This window comes from Gemmatimonadota bacterium, assembly GCA_030747075.1.
In the GTDB taxonomy this organism is placed as follows: Bacteria; ARS69; ARS69; order ARS69; family ARS69; genus ARS69.
Map to the genome: position 1 here is coordinate 57,234 of JASLLL010000002.1, position 24,256 is coordinate 81,489.

Genomic DNA, 24,256 nt, shown 5'->3' on the forward strand with positions numbered 1-24,256 from the left:
TCGGCAACCTGCCGATCTCAAGAGGAGTCGGCTGTTGCGTCCATCGTCCGCCCATCCCTGGAGAAAGCGCCCGTTGAACCGGATCTCTGCGGCATTCCTGATCTTCGCCCTCGGAGCACTGACTGCGGGGTGCGCAAACACTCCTCCCGCCACTTCGCCTCTGTCGGTGAATCCCGCCGAGGACATCCCCGGGATGACCTCCCCCGTTCTTCGCGCCCGCGAAGACTACCTTGGCGGCGTTCGAGCGTTCGTGGAGGAGGACTACGAAAGCACCGAGGAGCTTCTCGCGCGGTGTCTCAGCCAGCTGGAACCCATCACCGAGGACCACTGGAGGAACGAAGAGGAGCGCCGCGAAGCCCGCCAGCTTCAAACGAAGACGCACTACTTTCTGCAGAAGATCTCCGAGCGCAGGGCCACGACGCCGGATTCCCTGCTAGCTGCGCCGGAAGTGGAAGAAAACGCCGACTCATCCTGGAAGCTCGTCACAAGGCCCATCACCCCGGAGTACAACAGCCGTGTTGAGGAGTGGGTTCATTACTTCATGACCGACGGTCACCCGGACATGGAGAAGTGGCTCTCCCGGCAACCCCGATACCAGCCGGTGTTCGACCGCATCTTCGCCCGGTATGGACTCCCGCGCGAACTCACCTACCACGGGATGATCGAAAGCGGGTTTTCCACGGACGCTTATTCGTGGGCTCACGCGGCGGGCCTGTGGCAGTTCATTCGAGGAACCGGACGGAAGTACGACCTCCGGATCGACTGGTGGGTGGATGAACGCCGGGATCCGGAGAAGTCCACCGAAGCGGCCGCGCGTTACCTCCGCGATCTCTACGGGGAGTTCGGCGACTGGAACCTCGCTCTGGCGGCATACAATGCCGGCGAAGGCAAGGTTCGCGCGCAGATCCGCCGGCAGGGAACCGCGGACTTCTGGCGGCTTCGCCTTCCGCGCGAGACCCGGAACCACATCCCCAAGTTCTATGCGGCCATGTCCATCGCGATGAACCCGCTTCAGCACGGGCTGCACCCCGAGTACACCCGTGCGGATCATGTCGAGCCGCTGGAAGTCGACTTTTGCGTGGACTTCGATGTTCTGGGCCGGTGCTGTGGAGTGTCCGCGCAGATTCTCGCGGACCTGAACCCGGCACTCATTCGAAAGTGCACCCCGCCCGGGGGTACGCCTTATACCGTCCATGTCCCCATGGGGACTGCGGAGCGGGGTCGCCGGATGCTCGCCCGGATCCCGTCGTCGGAGCGGGTCGAGTGGGTCCACCACACCGTCCGGCGCGGGGAGACGCTCTCCGGGATCGCGCTCCGGTACGGCACGACGGTCTCCGCGATTGTCGGTGCCAACACGCTTCGGAATGCGCATCTCCTGTCCATGGGCCAGGACCTGCTCATCCCGCGCGGCGCGAAGACTGCGCCCGCTCTTGTGTCGGGAGGCTCCTCAGGCCAGAGGCCGGTCCACTATGTCGTCAAGAGAGGCGATACCCTCTCCGAAATCGCGGAAGCCTACGGCACCAGCACACGACGCGTCCGCAGCTGGAACAACCTTCGCGGCGCCACCATTCACCCCGGCGACAAACTGACGCTGTATATGAGCGCGAACGCCCCCGCCGCCCCATCCGGGGTCACGGTTCGGATTCGCCAGGGAGACACGCTCTGGGATCTTGCACGCACCTATGAAGTGAGCCTTGCGGAAGTCCTGAAGGCGAACAACCTGTCCCGGTCCGGTGTCATCCGTCCCGGCGACCGCATCCGAATCCCCGCGACCGGACTGTAGTCTAGAACTCGGACTCTCCCACAATGGTGCCGCTGTCGATCGTGCGCCGGATACCGTCGGCAAGCAGGGTGGACGGCGCGTACCCCGCCTTCCCGATCCTGGAGATGTCCGCTTCCAGATGGTCGATGTCGCCCTTCCAGCTCTCTCCCGTATAGCGAACGCGACAGTCGGGCAGATCCATCACCTCCAGAATGATCGACACGAGATCCCGGATGCTGATGGCCTGGCCGCCTGAGACATTGCACGCCTTGCCGTTCAGATCCTCGTCGGCCGCGACCGTCAGGAATGCGCCTGCTGTGTCCGTGGCGAAGGCATAGTCACGCACCTGTTCCCCCGTACCGAGCACTTCCAGTTCGTGCGGGTTCTTCATCAACTTGCGCACGAGGTCCGCCAGAACATAACGCGGTTGCCGGGGTCCATAGGTGTTGAAGATCCGGACCGCGCTGAATGACACGCCAAACAACCGGTGGTACATGAAGCCCAACTGCTCTCCGTAGAGTTTGGACAGACCGTAGAACGAGGTGGGCCGCAGACGATGGGATTCGTCGGTGGGCACCGACTCCGGAGGGCCGTAGACCGCCGCGCTGGACGCATACACGACACGGCGAACACCGCTCTCCTTCGCGGCCTCCATCACATTCAGCGTGCCCAGTGCATTGGATTCCAGATCATAACGAGGATCCCGAACGGAGCCGGGGACGGACGCGTTCGCCGCGAGATGAAACACGAAGTCCTGCCCCTCCACCGCACTTCGTACGCTCTCGGCGTCTCGCACATCCTCCTGGAGGAATGTGATCCGATCGGTGACTTCCGCGAGATTCTCCATTCGCCCGGCCTGCATATTGTCCAGCACGGTGACGACCGCTCCCTCGGCCACCAGTGCGTCCACAATGTGCGAAGGGACGAACCCCGCCCCGCCTGTGACCAATGCACGGGCACCGTTCCAGTCCATCCGAAAGAACTCCTCTGTGGGGGAAAGAGAGTCTGCTGCCGACGGGAGCGACTCTACCTCACCTTCCCGCCGTCGGGCAGGTCAATAAACGAGGAGGAGCTTGCGCGTTTCTTCCTGAGCCGCCGACTTCAGCCGTGCGAAGTACACCCCGGCGGGAAGCAGGTGCCCGGCGTGATCGCGGCCATCCCATCTCATCCGATGCACTCCCGCCTCATACTCCCCGTCGCGAATCAGGTGGCGGACACGCCGACCCCGGACATCAAAGACGGCCAGCATCACCGGGCCCGCTTCCGACAACGAGAACCGAATCTCCGTGGACTCGCCGAAAGGGCTTGGACTCGCCGAAAGCCCCGCGCGCCCGGAAACCGGGCCGAGAGCCGCAACGCCCGTGGCCGTCGCCATTCCCGCGTCGTCGATGTCCACCGTGCTCGCCGCACCCGCCGCAAAGGTGACCCGCATATGGTATACGGGGTTGGCCCCGGCTGAGGGTGCCGTGGCCGTCATGGTGTACTCCTGCCAGTCTGTCGTCAGGGAGAAGGCCTCGGTGGCCGTCTGAAGAGGCGAGGTCCACATCTCCTGATCCCGGAAGTCCATGGTGATGTTCGCCTCGTCACCCGCCGTGCCGCCTCGCATCCAGACCGTCAGATCGAAGGTGTCCCCGCCCGAAGCGGGAATCGGCTGGTGCGAAGAACCCCCGCCCGAAAGGCGGAGATAGTGCTCTCCTTCGGCCGCTCCCGCCGGATCCGAAACCCGGCTCGTGCCGGAGTGCGTGGAATACCGCCAGCCGTATCCCCCGAAGGGCGCCTGCTCTTCAAAGCCGCCGTTCGCGAGATCTCCATTCATTCCGAATCCATTCATCACATCCCGCGGACCCGGCACCCAGCCCAGGACCGCGCTCAGGTGATCCGCCAGAATCTGAGCCATGCCCGCATGGTCGTATTCGCAGCCGTGCCACTGCTCAAAGAGCCACGGGAACACCGCATACGACAGGTTCGGATCGACCCGCTCCGCGATGACTTCGTGCGTGTAGTTGGCCGGTTCGTCGTAGTCCCAGCCCCAACCGTTGTACAGCACGATGTGCGCGTCCGGGTGCGTGGCCCTGAGCGCATCCAGAAACGCATGGTAGTCGCTCTTGATGGCGAACTTCGGGCGTCCCACATCATTGGCGCCCAGTCCAACCACCACGACATCCGGCGGAGAGTCCGCAAAGTCCCAGATCGGGGTTGCGGACCAGTAGTCCACGCGATCGAACACTCCGTGAATGTCGGAGATGCGGGCGCCTCCCCGCGAGACATTCTGGTACTCCGCGTCGAACATCCGGGAAACGATCCCCGCATACCCCCGGTAGCTGCCGCGAAGATGATCGCCGCTCGCGTTCTCCTCGTGCTCCAGCGACCACCCCGCCAGATTCGAGTCTCCGTAGAACTCGATTCGTCGTGACGGCCGGGCCGGGGGCGCGGCCAGCCCGCTTCCGTCATCCAGGCCGAACCCGAGGAAAGTCCAGTAGCCGACATCCGTTTCCTTGATGATCTCCACTGAGTGAGTCGTGTCGGGCAATCCCCATGCCAGCAGCACCGACCCCGTGCTCGTCCCGACCGCGATCTTCGTGGAACCGGCGACATCTCCGTCGATGATGACGCGCAGGTAGTCCGGGCTCCCCCACCATCCCGCGTTCATCGTGGCGATGAGGCTGGTCCCTTCGAAGCGGGCGGCGATCGACGAACCCATCCAGTAGGACCACGGCTCCGACGGGTTGTCCGCGCTCCAGCGGCCCGTGTAGAGGATGCCGGGATCCGCGGGGTCGATCGGGGTGGTGGCAAGCGCGATTCCGCCGAGAAGAGTCCAGGCGATGATCGTCCATAGTGCGATTCTGGGGCGCATCCGTCAGCCTCGGTGGTGGTCGTGGCGGGCCTCGATCCTGCCGGACAAGCTTACCACACCGGGACCCGCCAAAGGCCACAGGCCCCTGGACCTATCCCGCGCGAAGCCTGGATCCGGCCTCCCACGACGGAGTGGGTTCTCCCGCCGCGGAAGCCACCTCGGCTGCTCCCTCCCGAGCCTCATTCGCCCGCACGATATCCACGATCTCCAGATCTCCGCGAAGTCTCGGCCCGTGGCCGTCCCGCGCTCCAAGAAGGTAGAGGAGGACCTCCCGGAACCCCGCGTCGTCGGTGACCGGCCGCGCGACACGCCGCTTCCAGGTCGCGCAGAGAAACGCCGCAGGAAGAAGACTCGCGATCCGCAGTACGACCCCGCCCCCTGAGAGCGACGCCACCGTCTGCCCCGCAATCACGGCGGTGATCGCCAGAATGACCGCCACCGCGCGCCGCGGACCCAATCCCGCACGAATCAGCCGGTGGTGCAGATGCATGGAGTCGGCTGCGAAGACACCCTGTCCCCTGCGGTGCCGTCGCACGATCGTTGTCGCCGTATCGAGCACCGGAAGCGCCACGGCGGCAAGTGCCGCAAACAGCGGAGCGGTGCCGGACGCGCCCCCGGAGCCGGCAATGGCCGTCCCCCCGAGAAGGTATCCGATCAGCATACTCCCTGAGTCCCCCAGGAAGGTCCGCCCGCGGAAGAAGTTGTGCGGGAGAAAGCCCGCCGTTGCACCGGCCAGGGCGAGTGCGAGCGATGCAATGACCGGGTTGCCGGAGACCGTCACCACCCACGCGACCGCGAGTGCACCCACCAGAACGACACCGGCCGCCAGGCCGTCCAGACCGTCCGCAAGGTTGATGGCGTTGATGAACCCGAGAAACAGGAAGAGGGTGACAGGCCCGGCAAGGACGCCGAGATGCCAGACCGCTCCACCGGGAATGGCCACCTCTCGCAGCACCACGCCGCCGGCAATCGCCGCAAGGCCCGCCAGAGCCTGCCCCGTGAGCTTCGCCCAGGGCGCCAGGTCGAATCGGTCGTCGAGAATGCCGGTGAGGTGAATGATGGCGCCGCCCGTCAGCAACGCAACCACGCCCGGGGAGAACGCGCCTTCGGGGAGAAGACACACTCCGACCGAAAACCCGGCTACCACCCCAATGCCACCGGTGCGAGGCACGGGAACGCGCTGCAACTTTCGGGAGTGCGGTTCGTCAAGAAGACCGATGGCCCGCCCGAACCGCCTGACGACAGGGACGGCCACGAATGCCGCAGCGAACGACGCTGCCAGAAGTACGAACTGGAATCCGGCCATACTCCACACCCTCGCTCTCTTGTCTTCCCCTGCCGACTCAGTTCAAACCACGCCGGCCTCCGCACGGGGGCCGGAACCTCATCAACCTCATGGGGGGGAAAAGCTGTGCTGCAAGCGATGGGGGACCGCCTGCCCTGATTCCACCATCCTGTGCAATCAGGACTCCGGAAGGATCATGCTTCCCCAGCATTTCGGCAAGAACTTCTTTGCACTTGAGCGGAACCTGCTCACAGGATCGCGCGTCGAAGAACCGCTTCGTACCGGCAAGCCGCGCGATCGAGCCCGCCGTTCGCTTCGGCATACGATCTCGCGTTCCGACCCATCTCGTCCGCGCGATCGGGTTGCGTGGCAAGTTCGCGAATGCGCGCAGCAAGCGAAATGGAATCGCCGGGCGGCACACAGAACCCGCAGTCCGCCTCGTGGATCATGCGCGCGGCGTCGTTCCCGCCCTCCAGAATCCCGGCGACCGGCCGACCGGAGGCGAGTGCGGAGTACACCTTGCTTGGAACGCAGCAGGAACCCAGACCCGCGCGAAGTGGCACCAGCGAAAGACTGACCGCGGCCAGCGATTCGCAGAGCTGCGTACCGGACACGGGCGGGATGATCATGACATTCGGGAGCGCGTCCGCCTCCCTCCGGATCTCCTCCGCCCGAACGCCGTCGCCCGTGATCAGAAAGCGAATCGACCGGGGACCACCCTCACGCCCGAGGATTCGCGCCGCCGCGAGGATCGTGTCGAAATCCTGCGCCCGTCCGACATTCCCCGAGTACCCCACCAGGAAGGCCTCCGAGTCGATTCCCAGGCGGCGGCGGTGCGGCCCGGGATCGGCGGGGACGACCCGCGTCGTATCGGCCCAGTTCGGGATCACGACCGGAGCCCGGCGTGCGATTCCCCGGGGGGCGGCCCCCACGCGAAGGCACTCCCCCACCAGAACGATGCGAGCGGCCGCACGCCAGGCGATTCCGTCGAGGCGCGTGGCCATCGCGGTGGCGGCGCCGTCCCGAAGAACACCCATGGCGAGCGCCCCCTCCGGATGCAGGTCCTGCACGCCATACACCAGGGGAGCACCAAGGCGCCGTGCAAGAAGCACCGCACCGATGCCCCCGAGCACGGGCGTCGAGGAAAACGCCAGGACGACATCCACCCGGCCGGGGTTGCGAAGAATCGCAAGGCGCGCGGCAAACGCGGCGTAATGTGCCAGCCGCCTGATTCCTCCGGCGCCCCTCTCGGGCACGCGATGCCTCAGAACACGCACGCCGTCGCAGTCGACAGACCCCGGCACCCCGCCGGAGTGCCCCGCCACCACGGTCACCGAGTGCCCGCGCGCCACGAGCTCCGCGGCGAGCGCCTCCGCCAGAACCCCCGTGGCCCCGCTCTCCGGAGGGTAGTGCTGGTTCACAAGAAGGATGTGCATCGGCCAGTGGGACACGCGACTCACGCACCGGCCCCGGGAACACTGACGCACTTCCGGGACGCACGGTACGCCTCGATCGTCCGGCGAAGGCCGTCGTCCAGCGAGGTTCGGGCGCAAAACCCGAAAAGCTCGGTCGCCCGGGAACAGTCAAGCGAACGCCGAACCTGCCCTGTGGGGCGCGAATCGTCGAAACGGAGCGCTCCATGAAACCCGCAGAACTTCGCGATCTTCCTTGCGAGCTCCGCAATGCGGATCTCCCCCGGCGACCCCAGATTGACCGGGTCCGGAGTCGGGACCGCATCCGCTGCGGCCAGCATCCCCTCCACCGCATCCCGAACATGGAGGAAGCCTCGGGTCGCCGACCCGTCTCCCCAGACGGTGACCTCCGTCGCTCCGGACTCCACCGCCTCCAGACACTTGCGGATCAACGCGGGAATCACATGGGAAGTCTCCGGGTCGAACGAGTCTCCTTCTCCATACAGATTCAGGAGCAACAGGTTCACCACGCGAAGATCATACTGCCGCGCATAGGCGTCGGATCCGGCGATCAGCGCGCGCTTGGCGATGCCATAAGGACCGTTGGTTCTCTCCGGATAGCCGTCCCAGAGCGCGCCTTCGCGGAACGGAACGGAAGTCTCCGCCGGATAGCTGCACACCGTCCCGGCCTGGACGACCACGCCCGCTCCCCCGGTCCGCGCGCCCTCCAGCACATGAAGCCCCATCAGGAGAGTGTCCCGGAAGAAGTCCGCGGGCCGAAGCCGGTTCGCCTGAATGCCGCCCACGCGGGCCGCCAGATGGAAGACGACATCGGGCGACCCGGCCAGAAGTTCTCGCGCCTCCTCGGGCCGGAGGAGGTCGCAATCCCGGGAACGAGGAGCCGTGACACGCGCCCCCGCCTCGGACAGTCGGCTCACCAGATGGTGCCCCAGAAAGCCGCCGCCGCCCGTTACGACGACGCGTCTGTCCGACCAGTCTCGCATTCTTCGGCCTCCGGGGGAGAAGTGCGCAGCAAGTCTGTTATCTTGCCAAGCTCGCCCGGAGAACGCAACCTGCTGAGAGTGGCCGTCCCGGACGGTTGACCCGCCGCCCCGGGTGGTTCAGACTCCGGCGGAGCGTGCGGGAGGTAGTTCCAATGCCGTCAGATTCCGAGATTCCGCCCTTGTCCGACTGTCCTCCGAGCCGTGTGGATCTGGAGCGCGGGGCTCTCACTCGCGCTGAGTACATCTCGGCCATGGTTCACTTCTACCGGGGAGAGATGCACCGGGCCACCGCGTGGCGGCTTCGCCTCGACAACACGACCAACTGGGCCATTCTCTCCACGGGCGGTCTCCTCACATTCTCTTTCGGCCATCCCGGTTCCAGCCATCTCGTTCTCCTGCTCGGACAGGTCCTGCTCTTCTCGTTCCTGTGGATCGAGTCGCGCCGGTACCGGTTCTTCGATGTCTGGCGCAGCCGCGTCCGCAAGATCGAGGAGAACTTCCTCAACCCGCTCCTCACGCGCCGGCTGGAGTCTCCGGACCCGCTCTGGGGAGATGATGTCGCCATGGACCTCTCGCACCCCAAGTTCAAGATGAGCCGGTGGCACGCGCTCCATCAACGATTCCGCTCGAACTATGTCGTGCTCTTCCTGGTGATGTTCGTTGCGTGGCTGTCCAAGCTCTTCATCCATCCGGTTCCGACGCGCGCCCTTGCGGATGTCACGGAGCGCATGGAGGTCGGCATCGTGCCATGGTGGATCACGGTCGTGGCCGTGTGGCTTGCGTATACCGTACTGGCGTTTATTTATCTGGTCCCCGGATCCGCCACCGCCCTTCACGGACAGCACTGGGGGCTCGGCGAGGAGGTTCAGGAGGAGCAGTAACCGCCTTGATGCGCCCCGGCTTGCTTCCAGTCCCCGGATCGGTCACCTTCACTCGTCCATCCCCTTCCACCTGAGGATCTTGCCGTGAGACTGTTCGCTTTCCGCTTCCTGCCCGCTCTCCTCATCATGGCGTCGGGCGCACACGCCTCCGCCTCTCCGAACCGCGCTCCCTTGATGGCGTATACGACCGTCGACTCCCTGGCCATCGTGTCCGGATGCGAAGCCGCTCGCCAGGCGGCGGACGAACTCCTGGCCGCCGTCGCCGGAGTCCCGGACGCCGTGCGCACCTGGGACAACACGATGCGTCCCCTCGACCGCACGGGGGGAATCCTGGGCGAAGCGTTCGGGCGCCTCGCGTTCCTTGGCTATGTCGCCGAGGACGAAGTGCTCCGCGACACGGCCCGGGGGCAGGAGGAACTGCTGGACAAGTACGAGGTCGCGTGTGGCTTCCGCGAAGACATCTACCGGGCGGTCGAAGCCTATTCCCGTACCGAAGAGGCGGCGAGCCTCACCGGTGAACGAAGGCGGTTTCTCAAGCTCGAACTCCGGGACTTTCGCCGCAACGGCTTCGGTCTCGGCAAGGAAACCCGGAATGCCGTCGAGGAAATGAAGAACCGACTCGTGGAGATCGGCCTCGAGTTCGACCGGAATCTGGCGGAGTGGGAAGACGGTATCGAGGTTCCGCCGGATCGGACAGGGGGGCTCTCCGAGAGCTATCTGGAGACTCTGGATCAGGACTCCCGGGGCAACTACCTGGTGAGTCTCGACTACCCGGAGCTGGTCCCGTTCATGGAGAACTCCCTCGACGAGGACCTTCGCAAAGAGCTCACTCGAATGAACTGGAACTCCACCTACCCGGAGAATCTGGAACTGCTGGAAGAGGCGATCGCTCTGCGCGACCGCGTGGCCACGACGCTGGAGTATGAATCCTGGGCGCACTACCGCCTGGAGATTCGCATGGCGGGGAACCCGGACGCGGTGGATGAGTTCCTTGTGGATCTTGCCGAGAAGCTCCGCCCGAAGTTCGATCAGGACATGGCACTCCTTTACGACCGCTTCGGCGAGGAAGACGCAAACGGCACGGTGGACTACTGGGACTGGCGCCATTACCACACGCGCCTCCTGCGAACGGACTACCGGGTGGACCCGGAGGAGGTCGCGCAGTACTTCCCGCTGGGCCGCGTTCTCGACGGACTCTTCTCCATCACGCAGGAGATGTTCTCGCTGGTGTACCGGGAGGTCGAGGATCCGGACGCGTGGCACGCGGATGTGCAGCTCTTTGAAGTGAGCGAGGCGGCGACCGGAGATCTGATCGGCTACTTCTACACGGACCTCTTCCCGCGCAGTGGGAAGTTCTCACACGCGGCCGCCTTCACGCTCCGAAGCGGCGGACACGACGAAGCCGGGCGGCGCATCATCCCGGTGTCGGCCATCGTGGCGAATGTCACCAAGCCTACCGATGACGCCCCTTCCCTCCTCACGCACGACGAGGTGGAGACGATGTTCCACGAGTTCGGACACATCCTCCACCAGATCCTGACGCGCGCGGAGACCATCCGTTTCGCGGGTTCCTCCACCGAGAGGGACTTCGTGGAGGCTCCCTCTCAGAATCTGGAACACTGGATCTGGGAACCGGATGTGCTGGCACGGTTCGCCGGGCACCATGAAACGGGAGAACCGATCCCGCGGGGAATGGTGGAGTCCATGGTCGCGGCCAAGAACCTGAACGAGGGAATCCGCGCGCTCCGGCAGGTCTTCTACGCCTCGCTGGACATGGCATACCACGCACCCGGCGAGACCAAGAACACCACCGACATCCTGGAGGAGCTGCACCCCATCTGCGGATTCCCGCCGCTGCCGGGGACGCATCTTCAGGCGGGCTTCGGGCACCTGTTCGGATACGATGCCGGCTACTACGGCTACCTCTGGTCGAAGGTCTATGGAGACGACATGTACACGGCCTTCCGCGACGCGGGAATCCTGAACCCCGAAGTGGGAATGCGCTACCGGAAGGAGATCCTCGAAAAGGGCGGAACTCTCGACGGAGGCGACCTGATCCGGAACTTCCTCGGGCGTGAACCGAACAACCGCGCCTTCCTGGAAGAACTCGGTCTGGAAGTGGACTGACATGCCCCGCGCAGAGGAGACGCGACGCGGTCGCTTCGTCCTGATCGCGCTGGCGGTCACCTTCGCGGTGTCCCGCGCCCTCGCCTGGCAGCGGGGCGTCCGGTTCGACGCGTCTCCTCTCGGGACTTTCCATCAGTATCTGGATCCGGCTCTCCTGCGCGATCGCCCGCTGGAGAGCCTCTGGCACCTGCACGCACAACCGCCTCTCATGAACGCCTTCCTCGCGGGGGTGATGCAGTTTGAGGAGAGCCTGCGCGCCCCGATCTTCCACGCTGCCTATCTGGCTTGCGGACTTCTCCTCTGCCTGTCCGTATTCCGGCTCTCCATCCGACTGGGCGCGGGCCGCTGGATCAGCCCGCTGGCCGCACTCCTTTTCTCGCTGGGACCGGCCGCACTCCTTCGGGAGAACCACCTCTTCTACGCCTACCCGGTCGCGACGCTCCTCGTGCTGGCGGCGCTCGCGCTCTTCCGCTTTCTGGAGTCAGACCGCAACCGGGACGGCGTCCTCTTTTTCGCGATCCTCGCTGCCATCGCGCTCATGCGGAGCCTCTTCCACCCGGGATGGATGGTCGCCGTGATCCTCGTCCTGGCCCGCCATCCGCGCGTCGGCTTCGGCCGCGCCCTTCGCCTCTCGCTGATACCGCTGCTGCTGGTCGGCGGGTGGTATGCCAAGACCGCCGCCATGACCGGACAGTTCGCGGGCAGCACCTGGATGGGAATGAGCCTCGCGAAAATCACCGTCATGCAGGGAGAACCGGAAGCGCGAAAGAACATGGTGCGCAAGGGGGAACTGTCCGGGTTCGCGCTGGTTCCGCCCTTCCGCCCCCTCCCGGCGGTCCGAAAGCTCCTGACGCCTCTCCCTCCCACGGGAGTCCCCGTTCTGGACGAGGAGTTCAAGTCGACCGGAAAGGCGAACTTCCATCACGCGGCCTACCCCGGCGTGTCCCGGGCTTATCTCGCCGACGCGCTCACCGTCATCCGCCGCCACCCCCTCTGGTACGCCCGCGGACTCCGGACCGCCTGGCGAAACTCGTTCCGTGCCTCATGGAGCGGAGAGTTTCTTGCGGACAATCGAGCCAGAATCCCGCGCCTCGATGCGCTCCTTCAGCTTCCGCACGCCGGCAAAGGGCTTCTCTTCGCCGGGGTCTGGTTCGGAGTGCTTGCCGTGACCTTCCGCCGACTCCTGCGCAGCGCCGGACGACGACGGTTGTCCGACCCGGCGGAAGCGACTCTCCTTTTCGCGCTGGGCACCGTGGCGTACATCGCCGCTGTGGGGAACTCGCTGGATGTCGGCGAGAACTACCGATTCCGGTTCCTCGGCGAACCTCTCTTCGTCGTGCTGTGCGGACTGACACTTCGCGGGATCATTCCACATATCCGAGACCGCGGAGCATCTCCTCCTTCTCCGGTGTGAGAGAAACGCCTCGCCCCCGTCCCGCCCGGACGACCCGGCGAAGTTCCTGTTCGAGTTCCGCCTCCATGCGCGCGGTCACTTGCGGGCTCGCCCCGGAGAGATCGCGCAACTCCCCGGGGTCCGCGACCAGGTCATAGAGAGCCGACGACCCTGTGGTGAGTTCCCGCACCAGTTTGTAGCGGCCGCTCACGAGCGCGCGCAACCGTTCCGGAGCGACATAGTCGCTTTCGCAGAGGATCCGGTCCGGCGCATCCACCGTCTCCCCGCGAAGATACGGAACCAGCGAAGGCGTCTGCGCCCCGAGCGCCGCGGGATCCAGCCCCGCAAGTTCCAGCAGCGAAGGCGCCACCGACGCCAGCGACACCGGCGCGTCCACGGTCCCCGGCGTCCCGCCCGGTTCCCGCACCATCAGGGGCACGCGCATCAGTTCTTCATAGACCGTCCGGCCATGTCCCCGTCGCCCGTGTTCGTGAAACTCCTCGCCGTGATCCGCCGTCAGGAGGACGGTGGTTCTCGCTGACAGCCCGGTGGTGTCCACCGCGTTCAGCAACCGGCCGATTCCTCCGTCGGTCCGGAGAATCTCCTCGTCGTAGAGATCGCGAAGACGGCGCTCCTCATCCGGACTCAGCCCGTCGGGCAACCACCGCACTTCGGACAGCGCCATCCCCGATCCGATCCTCCCCGGCGGCCCCTTCGCGAAGTCCGCGCCTTCGAAATCCAGGTATGCATCGTGCGGATCAAAGTAGTGCACAAGCAGGAAGAACGACGCGCCACTCGCCGCATACTCTTCCAGAAGGGCGATCGCCTCCCGCGTGACGCCGTCGGTCGAAATGTGCGAATGCCCCTGCGCCTCCGCCTCCAGAAAGACATCGAATCCACGCCCGAACCCGAACTTCGACCCCACGAACACATGGCTTACCACGGCCCCGGTCGCAAACCCCTCCGCGCGAAAGACCTCCGCCAGGAGCACCGCGTCCTCCCGGATCATGCTGCGCGTGGTGCGGGCGCCATGTGCGGACGGATAGAGTCCGGTCAACAGAGACGCCGCCGAGGGGAGCGTCCATGGCGCTGTCGCCCGGGCCCGGGCAAACCGCACGGACTCCGACGCGAGGCGGTCGATGGAGGGCGAGGTCGGGCGGTCCGCCCCGTAGCAGCCCAGGCGATCCGGCCTCAGGGTGTCCACGAGAATCACGACCACGCCGGGCGCCGGGGGCGCGCTCTCGCAGCCGGACAGAAGGACCGCCGCCGACGCGAAGGCCACCCACGCGACACGAAACACGGCGCGAGAAATCATCCCGCTCGGTCTCCGCCCCATAGAATCGGCGCGTACAGCAACCACGACGACACCAGTAGAATCCCCCACGGCACGAGGGCCGCCATCGTCAGCGGGCGTCCCCGGAGGCGCCGCAGACAGCCTCGCGGATCATCGAGAAACGCCCCCGCCCCCAGGAGGAAGAACACCATGAGCGGAAGCCGGTAGCGGGACATCCCCAGCGTCATTCCGTGAATCGCCAGCCAGTACGCGATCACAAGAAGCACCGCGACACGGAGTGGCCCGGCGCGCGCCCCCGCGATCCCCAGCGTCCCGGCGAGGACCGCCAGCATGAAGCTCCCCACCGCGAGAACGGTCCACAACGCGATCATCCCCGCGTTCACTTCCCCATAGACACCGCTGTGAAGATAGCGCAGGAGAAACGACCCCGGGTTCCAGAGCCCACGCAGTTTGATCCATGCGTAGCGCGCCGTCGTGGCGGGGTTTTCCAGAGCGAAGGTCATGCCAGCCCGAATGTCCTCCTGGTAACGGTCCACCGGATTCTCCGCCCGCGAACGAACCCATGGACGCTGATCCGGACGCCACTCCGTCCGGCGGAAGGCCCGGTAATCGTAGTTCTCGGGAGGGAAGTGATTGAGATTCCTGTAGACGACATTGCCCGCATTCGTCGCCAGAAGGAGACTCTTCCCGAAGCGCGCCCTGTTGTATGCCGCCCACGGAGAAATGACGGTCAGCATCACGAACACGATGACGGCCGCCCGGACCAGCGCGCGCCACCCTTCGCGGCGCGCCCCGAAGAGAACCCACGCGCCCACGGGCAGAAGCAGATAGAGCACCATCGATCGAAAGAGCGCGGCAATCCCGAAGAGCGCGCCGATCAGAACCGCGTCTCGAATGCGCCCTCGCTCCTGAAGGCGCACCAGAGACAACACCAGCGCCGCCAGCAGACACGAAAACACCGTCTCAGTGAATGCGTACTGGGTATAGGCGATGAAGTTCGGATAGATCGCCACGCCTGCCGAGGCCAGGAGCGCTCCGCGCGGACTCACCCATCTTCGGGCCAGATGGAAGACAAGCACGACCGTACCGCAGCTCACCACCACCTGCGCGAACCGCACGGCCGAGAGGCTTCCGCCGCTCAGTCCGAGCAGCCCGGCAAGGAAGAGCACGAAGAGCGGAGGCGTGTGCCCCTCGCTCCAGTCGTCGGTTCCGTAGTCGAAGCCGTCCCCCGCCAGAACGGCGCGCGCCGCATGAAGAAAGGAGCACTGGTCCCCGGTGCACTCCATGTCGGCCACAACCGGAAGAAAGGCCACCTTCACCGCCAGCGACACGACCACGATCCACGCGAGACGGCGCGCGGCGTCCCGACTCTTCAGCCCGTTCATGGCTCTCCCGCGTCCTGCCCGATTTTCCATCGTGGACGGCTGCGACTCATCGGGCGATTATGCCACCCGGAACGCAATCCGTCCGGTTTTACGACGGTTCACCCGCCCCGGAGCCTGCATGGTGAACGACGCAAGACTACGCGACCACCCGGGTGCCTCCCGGCGATGGATCGCGGCGTGTGCCGCACTCTGCGTACTGCCCTTGCTGACCGCCTCCTGCGGCGGCCCCGGTAAGCGTGCTGCATCCGTCCTCGTGGTCACGATCGACACGCTCCGTCCCGACCACCTGGGCGCCTACGGACACCCGGGAGCGCGCACGCCGCACCTCGACGCGCTGGCCAGACGCGGCCTTCAGTTCACCAGGGCGCGTACGCCCTACCCGCTGACCCTCCCCTCCCACGCGTCCATCTTCACGGGGCTCTATCCACGCTCACACGGGGCGCGGCGAAACGACTCCTTCAACCTCACGCGCGAAGCCCCCACGCTCGCCACCATCCTGAAGTCGCTCGGCTACGAGACCGGTGCCGTCGTCGCCACCTTCGTCCTGAACTCCAACTTCGGACTTGCCCGGGGTTTTGACCGCTACGACGACCACTGGGGCATGCGCGGCGCGGGAAGCGGCACGCTGGAACGCCGCGCGCAGGAAGTCACCGACCGCGCCCTCGCCTGGCACTTTGGCATCGGGGAACGGCCCTTTCTGCTGTGGGCGCACTTCTTCGACCCGCACGACGACTACGAGCCCCCCGCTCCCTGGGACGCCGCGTTTCCGAAATCGCCCTACGATGGCGAGATCGCCCATACGGACCGTGAGTTCGGCCGGCTCCTCGGGACGCTGGACGAAAGAGGAGCCTTGCGCGACGCGGTGATCGCGCTCACCTCCGACCATGGCGAAGCATTCGGCGAGCACGGAGAGTTCGGCCACGGCTACTTCGTCTACGAGACCACCCTCCGCGTCCCGATGATCCTCACGGGAAGCGGGACCGCTCGCCTCGGGCACGAAATCCGCAGCGACGACGCCCGCACCGTGGATCTCCTGCCGACGCTCGGAGATCTCCTCGGGCTTCCTCTCCCTGAAGAGCTCCCCGGGCGATCCCTGTTGACCACTCGTGATTCGCGCCCGCTTCTGTTCGAGACGCTGGAACCGGAGATCGCCTACGGCGCGACCCGTCTGGCCGGACTCTTGGACGACAACTGGAAGTACATTCAGGCTCCCGTACCCGAACTCTACAATCTGGACTCGGATCCCGACGAACTGCGGAACCTCCACCGCGACACCGCCCCGCGCGCCGAAGAGATGCGAGCACGCCTTGCGGAGACTCTCGCCCGGACGGCCCCCGCGACCCGGGGCGAGGCGGTCGACGACGAGACCCGCGACAAGCTCATGGCCCTCGGATACATCGGAGGAGACGAAGGCACCTCCGTCACCTCCCGACGGGATCCCAAGGAGATCGTCGATCTCATCCCCGTGATGCACCGCGGCATCGAACTCTGTCGAACCGGTCGCATGGAGGAGGGGGTGGCGCTCCTGGAGGAGATCCTCCTGCAGGATCCCGGAAACGGGAAAGCCCTCTACTGGGTCAGCAAGTCTCACGCGGACCGTGGGGATTTCCAGGCAGCGCTCACCACCTACCGGGCCGCCATCGAGATGGATCCGAATGTGGCGGACTACTACAACCAGGCAGGGCTGATCTTCGCCCGGGCCGGGGAGACTCGAAACGCCGTGAGGAGCTTCCGACGCGCACTGCAGTTGGACCCCGGCCTGGTGGCCGCGCACCTGAACCTGGCGACGGGGCTGGCGCAGATGGGCCGTCCGGCGAAAGCCCGGGAGGCGCTGGATCGGGCGCTGAGCATCGATCCCGAAAGCGACGCGGCAAAGCAGATCGCGCGGATGCTCGAAGAAACGGGCAGGCACTGACCCAGACCACTGCCGGGGAGCGTCTCAAAGACACCCCCCGGCAGGTCAACATTCAATACTGCAGGAACTAGCGGTAGAGCGCCTTCACGCCGCCCCAGCTCTCCGACTCCCGGGGAGTCGTCCCGCAGAGCGTGCTGCCCTCCTGGTTTCCGACCGACTCCACCGGGGCCGAACCGTCGGTAGACAGCCCGATGTAGTCGTTGAGGAACATATCCGTCGCGGCACAGTTCACCGTGACATTGATACCGTTCATCGCCGAATCCTCCGGATAGAGCGTTCCGCCTGTGTCCAGCGCCATGATCGTTCCGGCGACAAAGGCCGTGTCCGGACACCCTCCCACCGCCAGCATCAGGTTGGTGGCTCCCCCGGCATTCAAGACGCCGTTTTCCGGCTGGAACGCATAGACCGTCATCGTTCCGCCGATGTCGAACTCGGCGGCGGACCAGCCGTCGGTGTAGTCGCCGTCCCCTCCGACCCACAGGGAAAAGAACCCCACCCCCATCGCCGGGGCCGCGGTATTGGCGCACGGATCCGTCGTGCTGGAGCTGATCGTCCAGGCGTACTTCTCCGCGTGCGCGCCCGGGACTGTCGCCAGAGAGAAGAGAACAAGCGCTGCGAGAACCAGTATTCGTTTCATGAAAGCACCACCCCCCCGAAAGTTGGAAATCCCTGGCCCGCCGCTCGGATCGACCGGAGGCTGGAGGGGACCACTTTATCTTCGGGAAGTTCTTCCTGCAAGCACGGGAACGCTCCGGAAGATGCCACGATACAAAACCGGGGAGCGCCTTGAAGGCACTCCCCGGCCAGCCCCGCATCCGGGGGCAAACCCGATGCTCCGGAGCCTATCCCGCGGCGGGGGCTTCGGCAGGAGCCTTCGGCAGGTAACCGTTCTCCCGAAGATAGGCGATCACCCGGTCGGCCGATTCCTCGACCGTCTCCTTGTCCGTATCGCAGATGATCTCGGGATCGATCGGCTCGTCGAAGGGATCGTCGACGCCGGTGAAGCCCTTGATCTCTCCGGCAAGCGCCTTCTTGTACATCCCCTTCACATCGCGCTCGATGCACTTCTCAACCGGACAGCGGGCATACGCCTCCACATAGTTCCCGATGAGGTCCCGGGCAAAGTCCCGGCAGTTCTGGAAGGGGGAGATGGCAGCCGCAATGTTCGGCACACCGTTCCGCGTCAGCAGGGCGCAGACAAAAGCGATCCGGTTGAGGTTCGTCTCACGATCCTCCCGGCTGAAGCCCAGTCCCTTCGACAGATTCGTGCGAACGACATCGCCATCGAGAATCTCGATCTTTCCACACTCCGCCTGAATGCGCTTTGCGACGATCTCGGCGATGGTGGTCTTTCCGGAACAGGGCAGGCCCGTGAACCAGACGGTGAAGCCGGGTACTGACATCCAAACCTCCTTGGGGCTCTTCTTTCCGCGAGGGAAGACTGAAAAAAAACCGTACCGACCGGAGAGCGCCGCGAGGACGCCCCCCGGAGAAACCGCTCGCCCGCAGACGCTTCGCCTACGAGGACGAGACCTTCGACTTCGCACTTTCCTGAAGTACCGCCGCCACCTCCGGCCGCGTGAACTCCACAGGGATCTCCTCCCCATTCTCCAGCATTTCCCGGACTCGGGTTCCGCTCAGGAAGAACCGATCCTCCATGCCGGAATTGCTCGTCTTGCTCGACGCCATCCCGCCCGACTTCTTGCACCAGAAGGAGTGCTCGAACATCAGCGGAGTGATCCCGAGTTCCCCGGGTCCGTACTCGGAGAAGATCTTCTGGGCGTCGTAGGTTCCGTAGTAGTTGCCCACCCCCGCGTGATCCCGCCCCACGATGAAGTGGGTGCATCCGTAGTTCTTCCGGGTGATGGCGTGGAAGATGGCTTCTCTGGGCCCGGCATACCGCATGGCCGCCGGGAACACGGAGAGCAGCGCCCGATCCGCCGGGAAGTAGTTCTCCAGCAGGATGTCGTAGCACTTCATGCGGACATCGGCGGGAATGTCATCCGCTTTCGTCGCGCCCACGAGCGGGTGAATCAGCGCGCCGTCCACCATCTCCAGCGCACACTTGATAAGGTACTCGTGCGCCCGGTGAATGGGATTGCGCGTCTGGAAGCCCACCATGGTCTCCCAGCCCCGCTCCTTCATGACGGCACGAATCCCGGCCGGGTCCAGTCGCTGCGAAAGGAAGTCCGCGTACGGAACGCGGTTCACCACATGAACCTCTCCGCCCAGCGCGACATCTCCTTGCGAGTAGAGCGCAGCCACACCCGCGTGGGCGTCTTCGTCCGTCCGGTAGACCTTGACCGCCTCCGAGGTCTTGTCGGCGTGATACCGCTCCGCCACATCCATCACCGCAAGCAGCCCGCCATCCGCCGCGCACAGCGCAACGCGATCCGCCCCGTCCGCCGCGCCTTCATCCACACGAAGGCAGATGGGCAGCGACCACGGAGTTCCATCCGCGAGACGCATGGAGTCCACCACGGAGCGATAGTCCGCTTCCCCGAGGAAACCCGTGAGCGGACTCATGGCACCGCAGGCAATCATGTCCAGGTCCGAGACCTGCCATTCGTTCAGCAGGACCTTCGGCAGTCCGGCGGCTTCCTCGATCAGCTGTTCCCTCTTCGCCCCTGTAACGCAGCGGTCGATCAGGGTTCCGCCATGCGGTTCGATGCTCATGAAATCTCCGATGGGTTGCGCGCGCCAGCGGCACGGCGAGTCACTTCACTCCACGAAATACCCGGTTTCAGCACTTCCGGGGGGGAAACACCGAACCCGGGCACAGTCCGATTTTGAGGCGGCCCACAGACTCATTCCCCCGGCTTCACTCAGCCGGGAAAGCCCGGATCCGCCACAAAGACCGGGGAGGATACCGACCGGCGCCCCGCGTGTCAATTCCGTACACGAAGAGAGTGTCGGCAGAGTGAAGGAAGGACTGAACCGATGCGCGTCATTTCACCAAAGATGGACGATCCTGACAGATTCCGACTCTCCCCGAAGTGCCAGGCGCACGAAGTAGACGCCGGGAGCCGTCCGGCCCCCGCGGGCCGCATGGCCGTCCCAGACAACGGAGTGATCCCCGGAGGGCAGGAGGCGCTCGTCGAGCAGGCAGGCCACCCGGCGCCCGGCGACATCGTGGAGGGTCAGCGTGACGGGACCGGTCTCCGGCAGCGCGAACCGAAGGAGAGTCTGATCCCGGAAGGGATTCGGGAAAGGAGAAGCCAGCGAGAGGACGGCGGGGGAATCGGAAGTTCCCGCGGGCGGAAGAGCGGTCGCGTCGGACAGCGGGCGATAGACCCCGGCCAGGTCCGCTCCCCCGTGATAGACGGGCCACGGAGCCGTTCCGTATGCCGCCGACCCCGGAGCGTCCACAATCCTCACCCGGCCGTCGTCCGCGCCGATGAGCACATCCAGGTCTCCGTCGCCGTCCATGTCCGCGACCGCGGGAGTGGCCCACGGGATCTCCGTAAACGACCACGGCCAACCGGGGACGACCGTTCCGTCCGGCGCATGGGCCGTGAGAGTCCCGTCGGTGCGCCCGACAAGAACATCCAGTCGTCCGTCTCCATCCAGGTCCGCCACGACGGGCGAGTTCGCCGCGTTTCCGGCGGCGGGAATCGGCCAGCCCGGCAAGGGCGTTCCGTCCGCGCGCCAGGCGCACACGCGTCGATTCGCGTTGGCGATGACCTCCGGGAAGCCGTCGCCGTCCAGGTCGGCCACGGCGGGTGAGGGAATCGTCGCCTCGGAAGAGGCTCCGCTGACCGGCCAGCCGGGGCACGAATCCGCCACGCCGTCGCCGTCGCCGTCGGAGAGCCTGAATGCGTGAATCCGCCCGTCTTCATCCGGCGCGATGACTTCCAGAGTCCCGTCCCCGTCGAGGTCCGCAAGCACGGGACTGGCCAGCCCTTCCGCACCCATCGCAACCGGCCAGCCGGGGAGATCCTCGCCCGAACCCGAGAGGGCATAGAGCAAACTGTCCGTTCCCGAGACGACGACATCGTCCCGGCCGTCGCCGTCGAGATCCGCGACCGCCGGAGTCGATCCCGTCCCGCCGCGACCCGTCACCCGCGGCCAGCCGGGGACGAGCGACCCGTCCGCCTCCAGCGCCCGAATCCGGCCGTCATGCGCCACGGTCACGATCTCCGGCAGGCCGTCCCCGTCCACATCCGCGGCCACGGGGCTGCTCCGGAGCCCTGTGGCCGCGTGGAAGACGGGCCACCCGGGGACGGGGTCCGGCGCGGCGTTCGCCCCGTCGGTGCGCCACGCGTACACGAAGCCGTCATAAGACGCGGCGACAATCTCCCCGCGGCCATCGCCGTCGAGGTCGACCACGAGAGGGGCGGCATTGACCCGCCCGCCCGTCGTCCCGAAATGCCCGGCGGTGGCGGGATCCGCATCTCCATCCACCCACTCCGATCCGCTCGCCCGAAAGACATGCACTGCATTCGACGGCCACATCGACCCGAGCACGATCTCCGGAAGACCGTCCCCGTCGAGATCCGCGGGAACCAGCGGCGTCGGCCCCACCACGGAATCCAGCCGCTGCGGCCACCCGGGCAGGAGGGGATCGTTCGAGCGGGCTTCGCCGAAAGCCGTGTCCGGGGACGCCAGCCCGGAGGAGTCGACCGCGATCACCGCGAAGGCCGATCGACTCCCGGCGGGTAGCGGAATCTCCGCAACGCTTCCCTGACGCAGGAGGTGCCCGAACGCATCCCGCCAGCCGCGCCGCCCGGGGAGGAGAATCCGATAACCCGCCGTATCTCCCGACGGGCCGGATGTCCACGACAGCACCGCACTCTCCGGGCGTGGAGAGGAGGACGCGGCGGACGCACCCGCCGGGGGCGAAAGATTCACGATGCGCGTGACGCGCGTCCCCCGGGAGCACTCGACATCCAGACGGAAGGTGACTCCGGAGGGGCCGGACGCGGAGAATCCCGGCTCCAGAAGCACCTCTTCTCCCGGCGCGAGTCTTCCCGCGGTGACTTCCCCTTCGGCGACACTCCCCTCTCCCGCAGCGACGGTGAGGCTTGCGAACAGCACACCCGACGAGCCGGAACCCCGGTTCTCCAGCAGGGGGAGAATCCGCCCGCCGCGAATCTCCATCCCGGCGATCACGACCTCCGCAAGCTCCGCGCTCAAGAGGTATGGCTCGCTCGTGAGGCCGCTTCCGGGTTCTCCGTCAAGAAGGACCGGGAGGCGGTCTCCGTCGGTGGCGCAAGCGGCCGACCGGAGGGTGAATGCCGTCGTCCACGCGGTGTCCCCGGGAGCGACCACCGACACGCTCCCCGCTCCATCCATGACGACCACGCCTTCCCCCGCAGCCGACAGGCTCACCGATCCGCCGGGAGAGGCCACCCTGCCGGCATTCTCCACCGCCAGCTGAACACGCCACTCCCCCCCGCTTCCCGTCGCGCCGACGCCTCGCCATCCGGCGGACACCAGATGCGCCGACGCCGACGCATTCACGGGAAGCGCGGCATCATACGGAACCCGGCCCGGTGCCGTCACAACAAGGTCCGCAACGCCGTGGTGCTCCGGACGAAACTGGAAGAGCACCCGCCCGGTCTCGTCGGTCGTGCCAAAAGCGTAGTCCTCGTCCCCCTTCGACAGGCACACGCGCGCACCTTCCACCGGCAGGCCGTCTTCCGCCCCGGTGACACGCACGGGGAAGGGGGCGCGACGCGCGGACAACACCGTCGGATGATCCACGCGCAGCGTCCCCGGCTCCCCCCGGTGGAGCGAAAGCGTCGGGAAACCCAGAAAACTCCGCCCGAAGTACATGAAGCGACGGGCACCGGACACGCGGTAGGCGTTCGGGTTCTCGGAGACAAGACGCGCCCTCGACGCCGCCATCGCTTCGGCCGGGCGGCCCCACTCGGATGCAAGGAGTTCCTCGAAGAAAACGCGCGCCATCTCCGCATCCACAATCGGGGATGCGTCGCGAACATTGCCGACGGTCGCGACCGCGCCGCCGTCCGGGTGCAGAAGAAGCCGTTCCACCACGGCATCCTGATCGAACCCGCCCGCGAAGCAACTCAGCGTTACGAAGAGACCGGCCCTTCTCTCGCTGGCGTCCGCGGCCTCGGCCAGATCCCGGTGGAAGAGAAGCTCCAGCCCCGGACCCGAACCGAGGATGTCGTAGGAGCCGTGTCCGTAGTGCAACACCACGCCATGTCCCGCCGAAAGCGCCGCACGGGCGGAGTGGGCGCTCAACATCCCCTCCGACTCATACAACCCCGAGGACTCAAACCCGGACGGCAGGAGGTCCGCGATCTCCAGACAGGTGTCCCGCCCGTCGAGTTGCCCGGTGATCATCTCTCCCAGGAAGAGCGCCCGGGTGGCATGATCTCCCGGAGTGGCCTTTTCGTAGCGCCGGAGCTTGGCGAGGCAGATCCCCACCTCCGCGGGTGTCCTTGCAGGAACCCTGCCCACGACAAGATCCGGCAGGAGATCCGGGTTGTCCCCGTGAGCTTCTCCAATCAGGGAGTCTCCGTCGTCGTTCCATTCGCCATCGAGGCATTCGTAATACAGGTCGGTCGGAAGCATCCCTCCGATCCACGGCACATAGCGCACTGGAACCTGTTCCGCATCTCCGCCCAGAACCGCCCAGCGAGTCCCCCAGCGCATTCGCGCATCCTGAAGGAACGCACGAATCCGAGCGGGCGTGTCCGCCCCCCCATAGCGCGATTCAATCCATACGAGGGTGCGAACCACCGTGGGGATTCCACGCATCGTCTCGCGTGCGGCGTAATCCTGGAATGCACCGGCGAGGCTTTGGGTCGTCACCACGACCTGCTGAACGGGGATTCCCTCCAGCGACGGACCCGCAGCCGGATCGAAGGGGAGATCCGAGAGGCGATCCTCACCGGGTGCCGCAAGAGCATACGACGCCGCCACCGCCAGGGGCAGGAGACCGGAAATCTGGAGGAGAAACCGCTTTTGCATGG

Annotated in this window: 16 protein-coding genes; 5 read left to right on the top strand and 11 right to left on the bottom strand. The window is 65.9% G+C overall.

All coding sequences use genetic code 11. The features are described 5' to 3' along the window. Positions 1-73 precede the first annotated feature (73 nt). Entirely contained in the window at positions 74-1,783 is a 1,710-nt protein-coding gene (locus tag QF819_00930; protein MDP6801730.1) for a LysM peptidoglycan-binding domain-containing protein, read from the top strand. Position 1,784: 1 nt separating this feature from the next. Here the strand turns inward: QF819_00930 and QF819_00935 are convergent, their stop codons facing one another. The 5 genes from QF819_00935 to QF819_00955 all read right to left on the bottom strand — a co-directional run bounded on the left by QF819_00935 (position 1,785) and on the right by QF819_00955 (position 8,317). Then, a complete protein-coding gene (locus QF819_00935; protein ID MDP6801731.1) occupies positions 1,785-2,735 on the bottom strand; it encodes an NAD-dependent epimerase/dehydratase family protein in 951 nt (316 codons plus the stop codon). Positions 2,736-2,816: 81 nt separating this feature from the next. Beyond that, positions 2,817-4,616, bottom strand: coding sequence for a GDSL-type esterase/lipase family protein (locus tag QF819_00940; protein ID MDP6801732.1), 1,800 nt, complete (start codon positions 4,614-4,616; stop codon positions 2,817-2,819). A gap of 91 nt (positions 4,617-4,707) precedes the next feature. Further along, complete coding sequence (locus tag QF819_00945; GenBank protein MDP6801733.1) at positions 4,708-5,922, bottom strand: MraY family glycosyltransferase; 1,215 nt, start codon at positions 5,920-5,922, stop codon at positions 4,708-4,710. Positions 5,923-6,149: 227 nt separating this feature from the next. Continuing rightward, the gene (locus tag QF819_00950; protein MDP6801734.1) at positions 6,150-7,361 is read right to left on the bottom strand and encodes a glycosyltransferase family 4 protein; all 1,212 of its coding nucleotides are present in this window, start codon (positions 7,359-7,361) and stop codon (positions 6,150-6,152) included. Further along, positions 7,358-8,317: an NAD-dependent epimerase/dehydratase family protein gene (locus QF819_00955; protein MDP6801735.1), complete on the bottom strand. Its 960-nt coding sequence runs from the start codon at positions 8,315-8,317 to the stop codon at positions 7,358-7,360. The genes QF819_00950 and QF819_00955 overlap by 4 nt, the downstream gene beginning before the upstream one ends. A gap of 152 nt (positions 8,318-8,469) precedes the next feature. Between QF819_00955 and QF819_00960 the strand changes: the two genes are divergently transcribed. From QF819_00960 to QF819_00970, 3 genes are all read left to right on the top strand, one after another. Then, the gene (locus QF819_00960) at positions 8,470-9,198 is read left to right on the top strand and encodes a DUF2270 domain-containing protein (protein MDP6801736.1); all 729 of its coding nucleotides are present in this window, start codon (positions 8,470-8,472) and stop codon (positions 9,196-9,198) included. 84 nt (positions 9,199-9,282) lie between these two features. Further along, the gene (locus tag QF819_00965) at positions 9,283-11,325 is read left to right on the top strand and encodes a M3 family metallopeptidase (GenBank protein ID MDP6801737.1); all 2,043 of its coding nucleotides are present in this window, start codon (positions 9,283-9,285) and stop codon (positions 11,323-11,325) included. Position 11,326: 1 nt separating this feature from the next. Next, entirely contained in the window at positions 11,327-12,739 is a 1,413-nt protein-coding gene (locus QF819_00970; protein ID MDP6801738.1) for a hypothetical protein, read from the top strand. On the opposite strand, the gene QF819_00975 is transcribed toward QF819_00970, so the two are convergent. Beyond that, positions 12,690-14,033, bottom strand: coding sequence for a sulfatase (locus tag QF819_00975; GenBank protein ID MDP6801739.1), 1,344 nt, complete (start codon positions 14,031-14,033; stop codon positions 12,690-12,692). The genes QF819_00970 and QF819_00975 overlap by 50 nt on opposite strands. Further along, the gene (locus QF819_00980; GenBank protein ID MDP6801740.1) at positions 14,030-15,397 is read right to left on the bottom strand and encodes a glycosyltransferase family 39 protein; all 1,368 of its coding nucleotides are present in this window, start codon (positions 15,395-15,397) and stop codon (positions 14,030-14,032) included. Before QF819_00980 ends, QF819_00975 begins: the two co-directional genes overlap by 4 nt. 118 nt (positions 15,398-15,515) lie before the next feature. Here QF819_00980 and QF819_00985 point away from each other — a divergent pair, with 118 nt between their 5' ends. Then, the gene (locus tag QF819_00985; protein MDP6801741.1) at positions 15,516-17,312 is read left to right on the top strand and encodes a sulfatase-like hydrolase/transferase; all 1,797 of its coding nucleotides are present in this window, start codon (positions 15,516-15,518) and stop codon (positions 17,310-17,312) included. Between the two features lie 67 nt (positions 17,313-17,379). On the opposite strand, the gene QF819_00990 is transcribed toward QF819_00985, so the two are convergent. The 4 genes from QF819_00990 to QF819_01005 all read right to left on the bottom strand — a co-directional run bounded on the left by QF819_00990 (position 17,380) and on the right by QF819_01005 (position 24,254). Beyond that, positions 17,380-17,949, bottom strand: a complete 570-nt coding sequence (locus tag QF819_00990) for a hypothetical protein (GenBank protein MDP6801742.1) — start codon at positions 17,947-17,949, stop codon at positions 17,380-17,382. A gap of 205 nt (positions 17,950-18,154) precedes the next feature. After that, the gene (cysC, locus tag QF819_00995; GenBank protein ID MDP6801743.1) at positions 18,155-18,715 is read right to left on the bottom strand and encodes an adenylyl-sulfate kinase; all 561 of its coding nucleotides are present in this window, start codon (positions 18,713-18,715) and stop codon (positions 18,155-18,157) included. 115 nt (positions 18,716-18,830) lie between these two features. Continuing rightward, on the bottom strand, positions 18,831-19,988 hold the full coding sequence (gene sat, locus QF819_01000; protein MDP6801744.1) for a sulfate adenylyltransferase: 1,158 nt from the start codon (positions 19,986-19,988) through the stop codon (positions 18,831-18,833). A gap of 276 nt (positions 19,989-20,264) precedes the next feature. Then, a complete protein-coding gene (locus QF819_01005) occupies positions 20,265-24,254 on the bottom strand; it encodes a C25 family cysteine peptidase (GenBank protein ID MDP6801745.1) in 3,990 nt (1,329 codons plus the stop codon). Positions 24,255-24,256 lie beyond the last annotated feature (2 nt).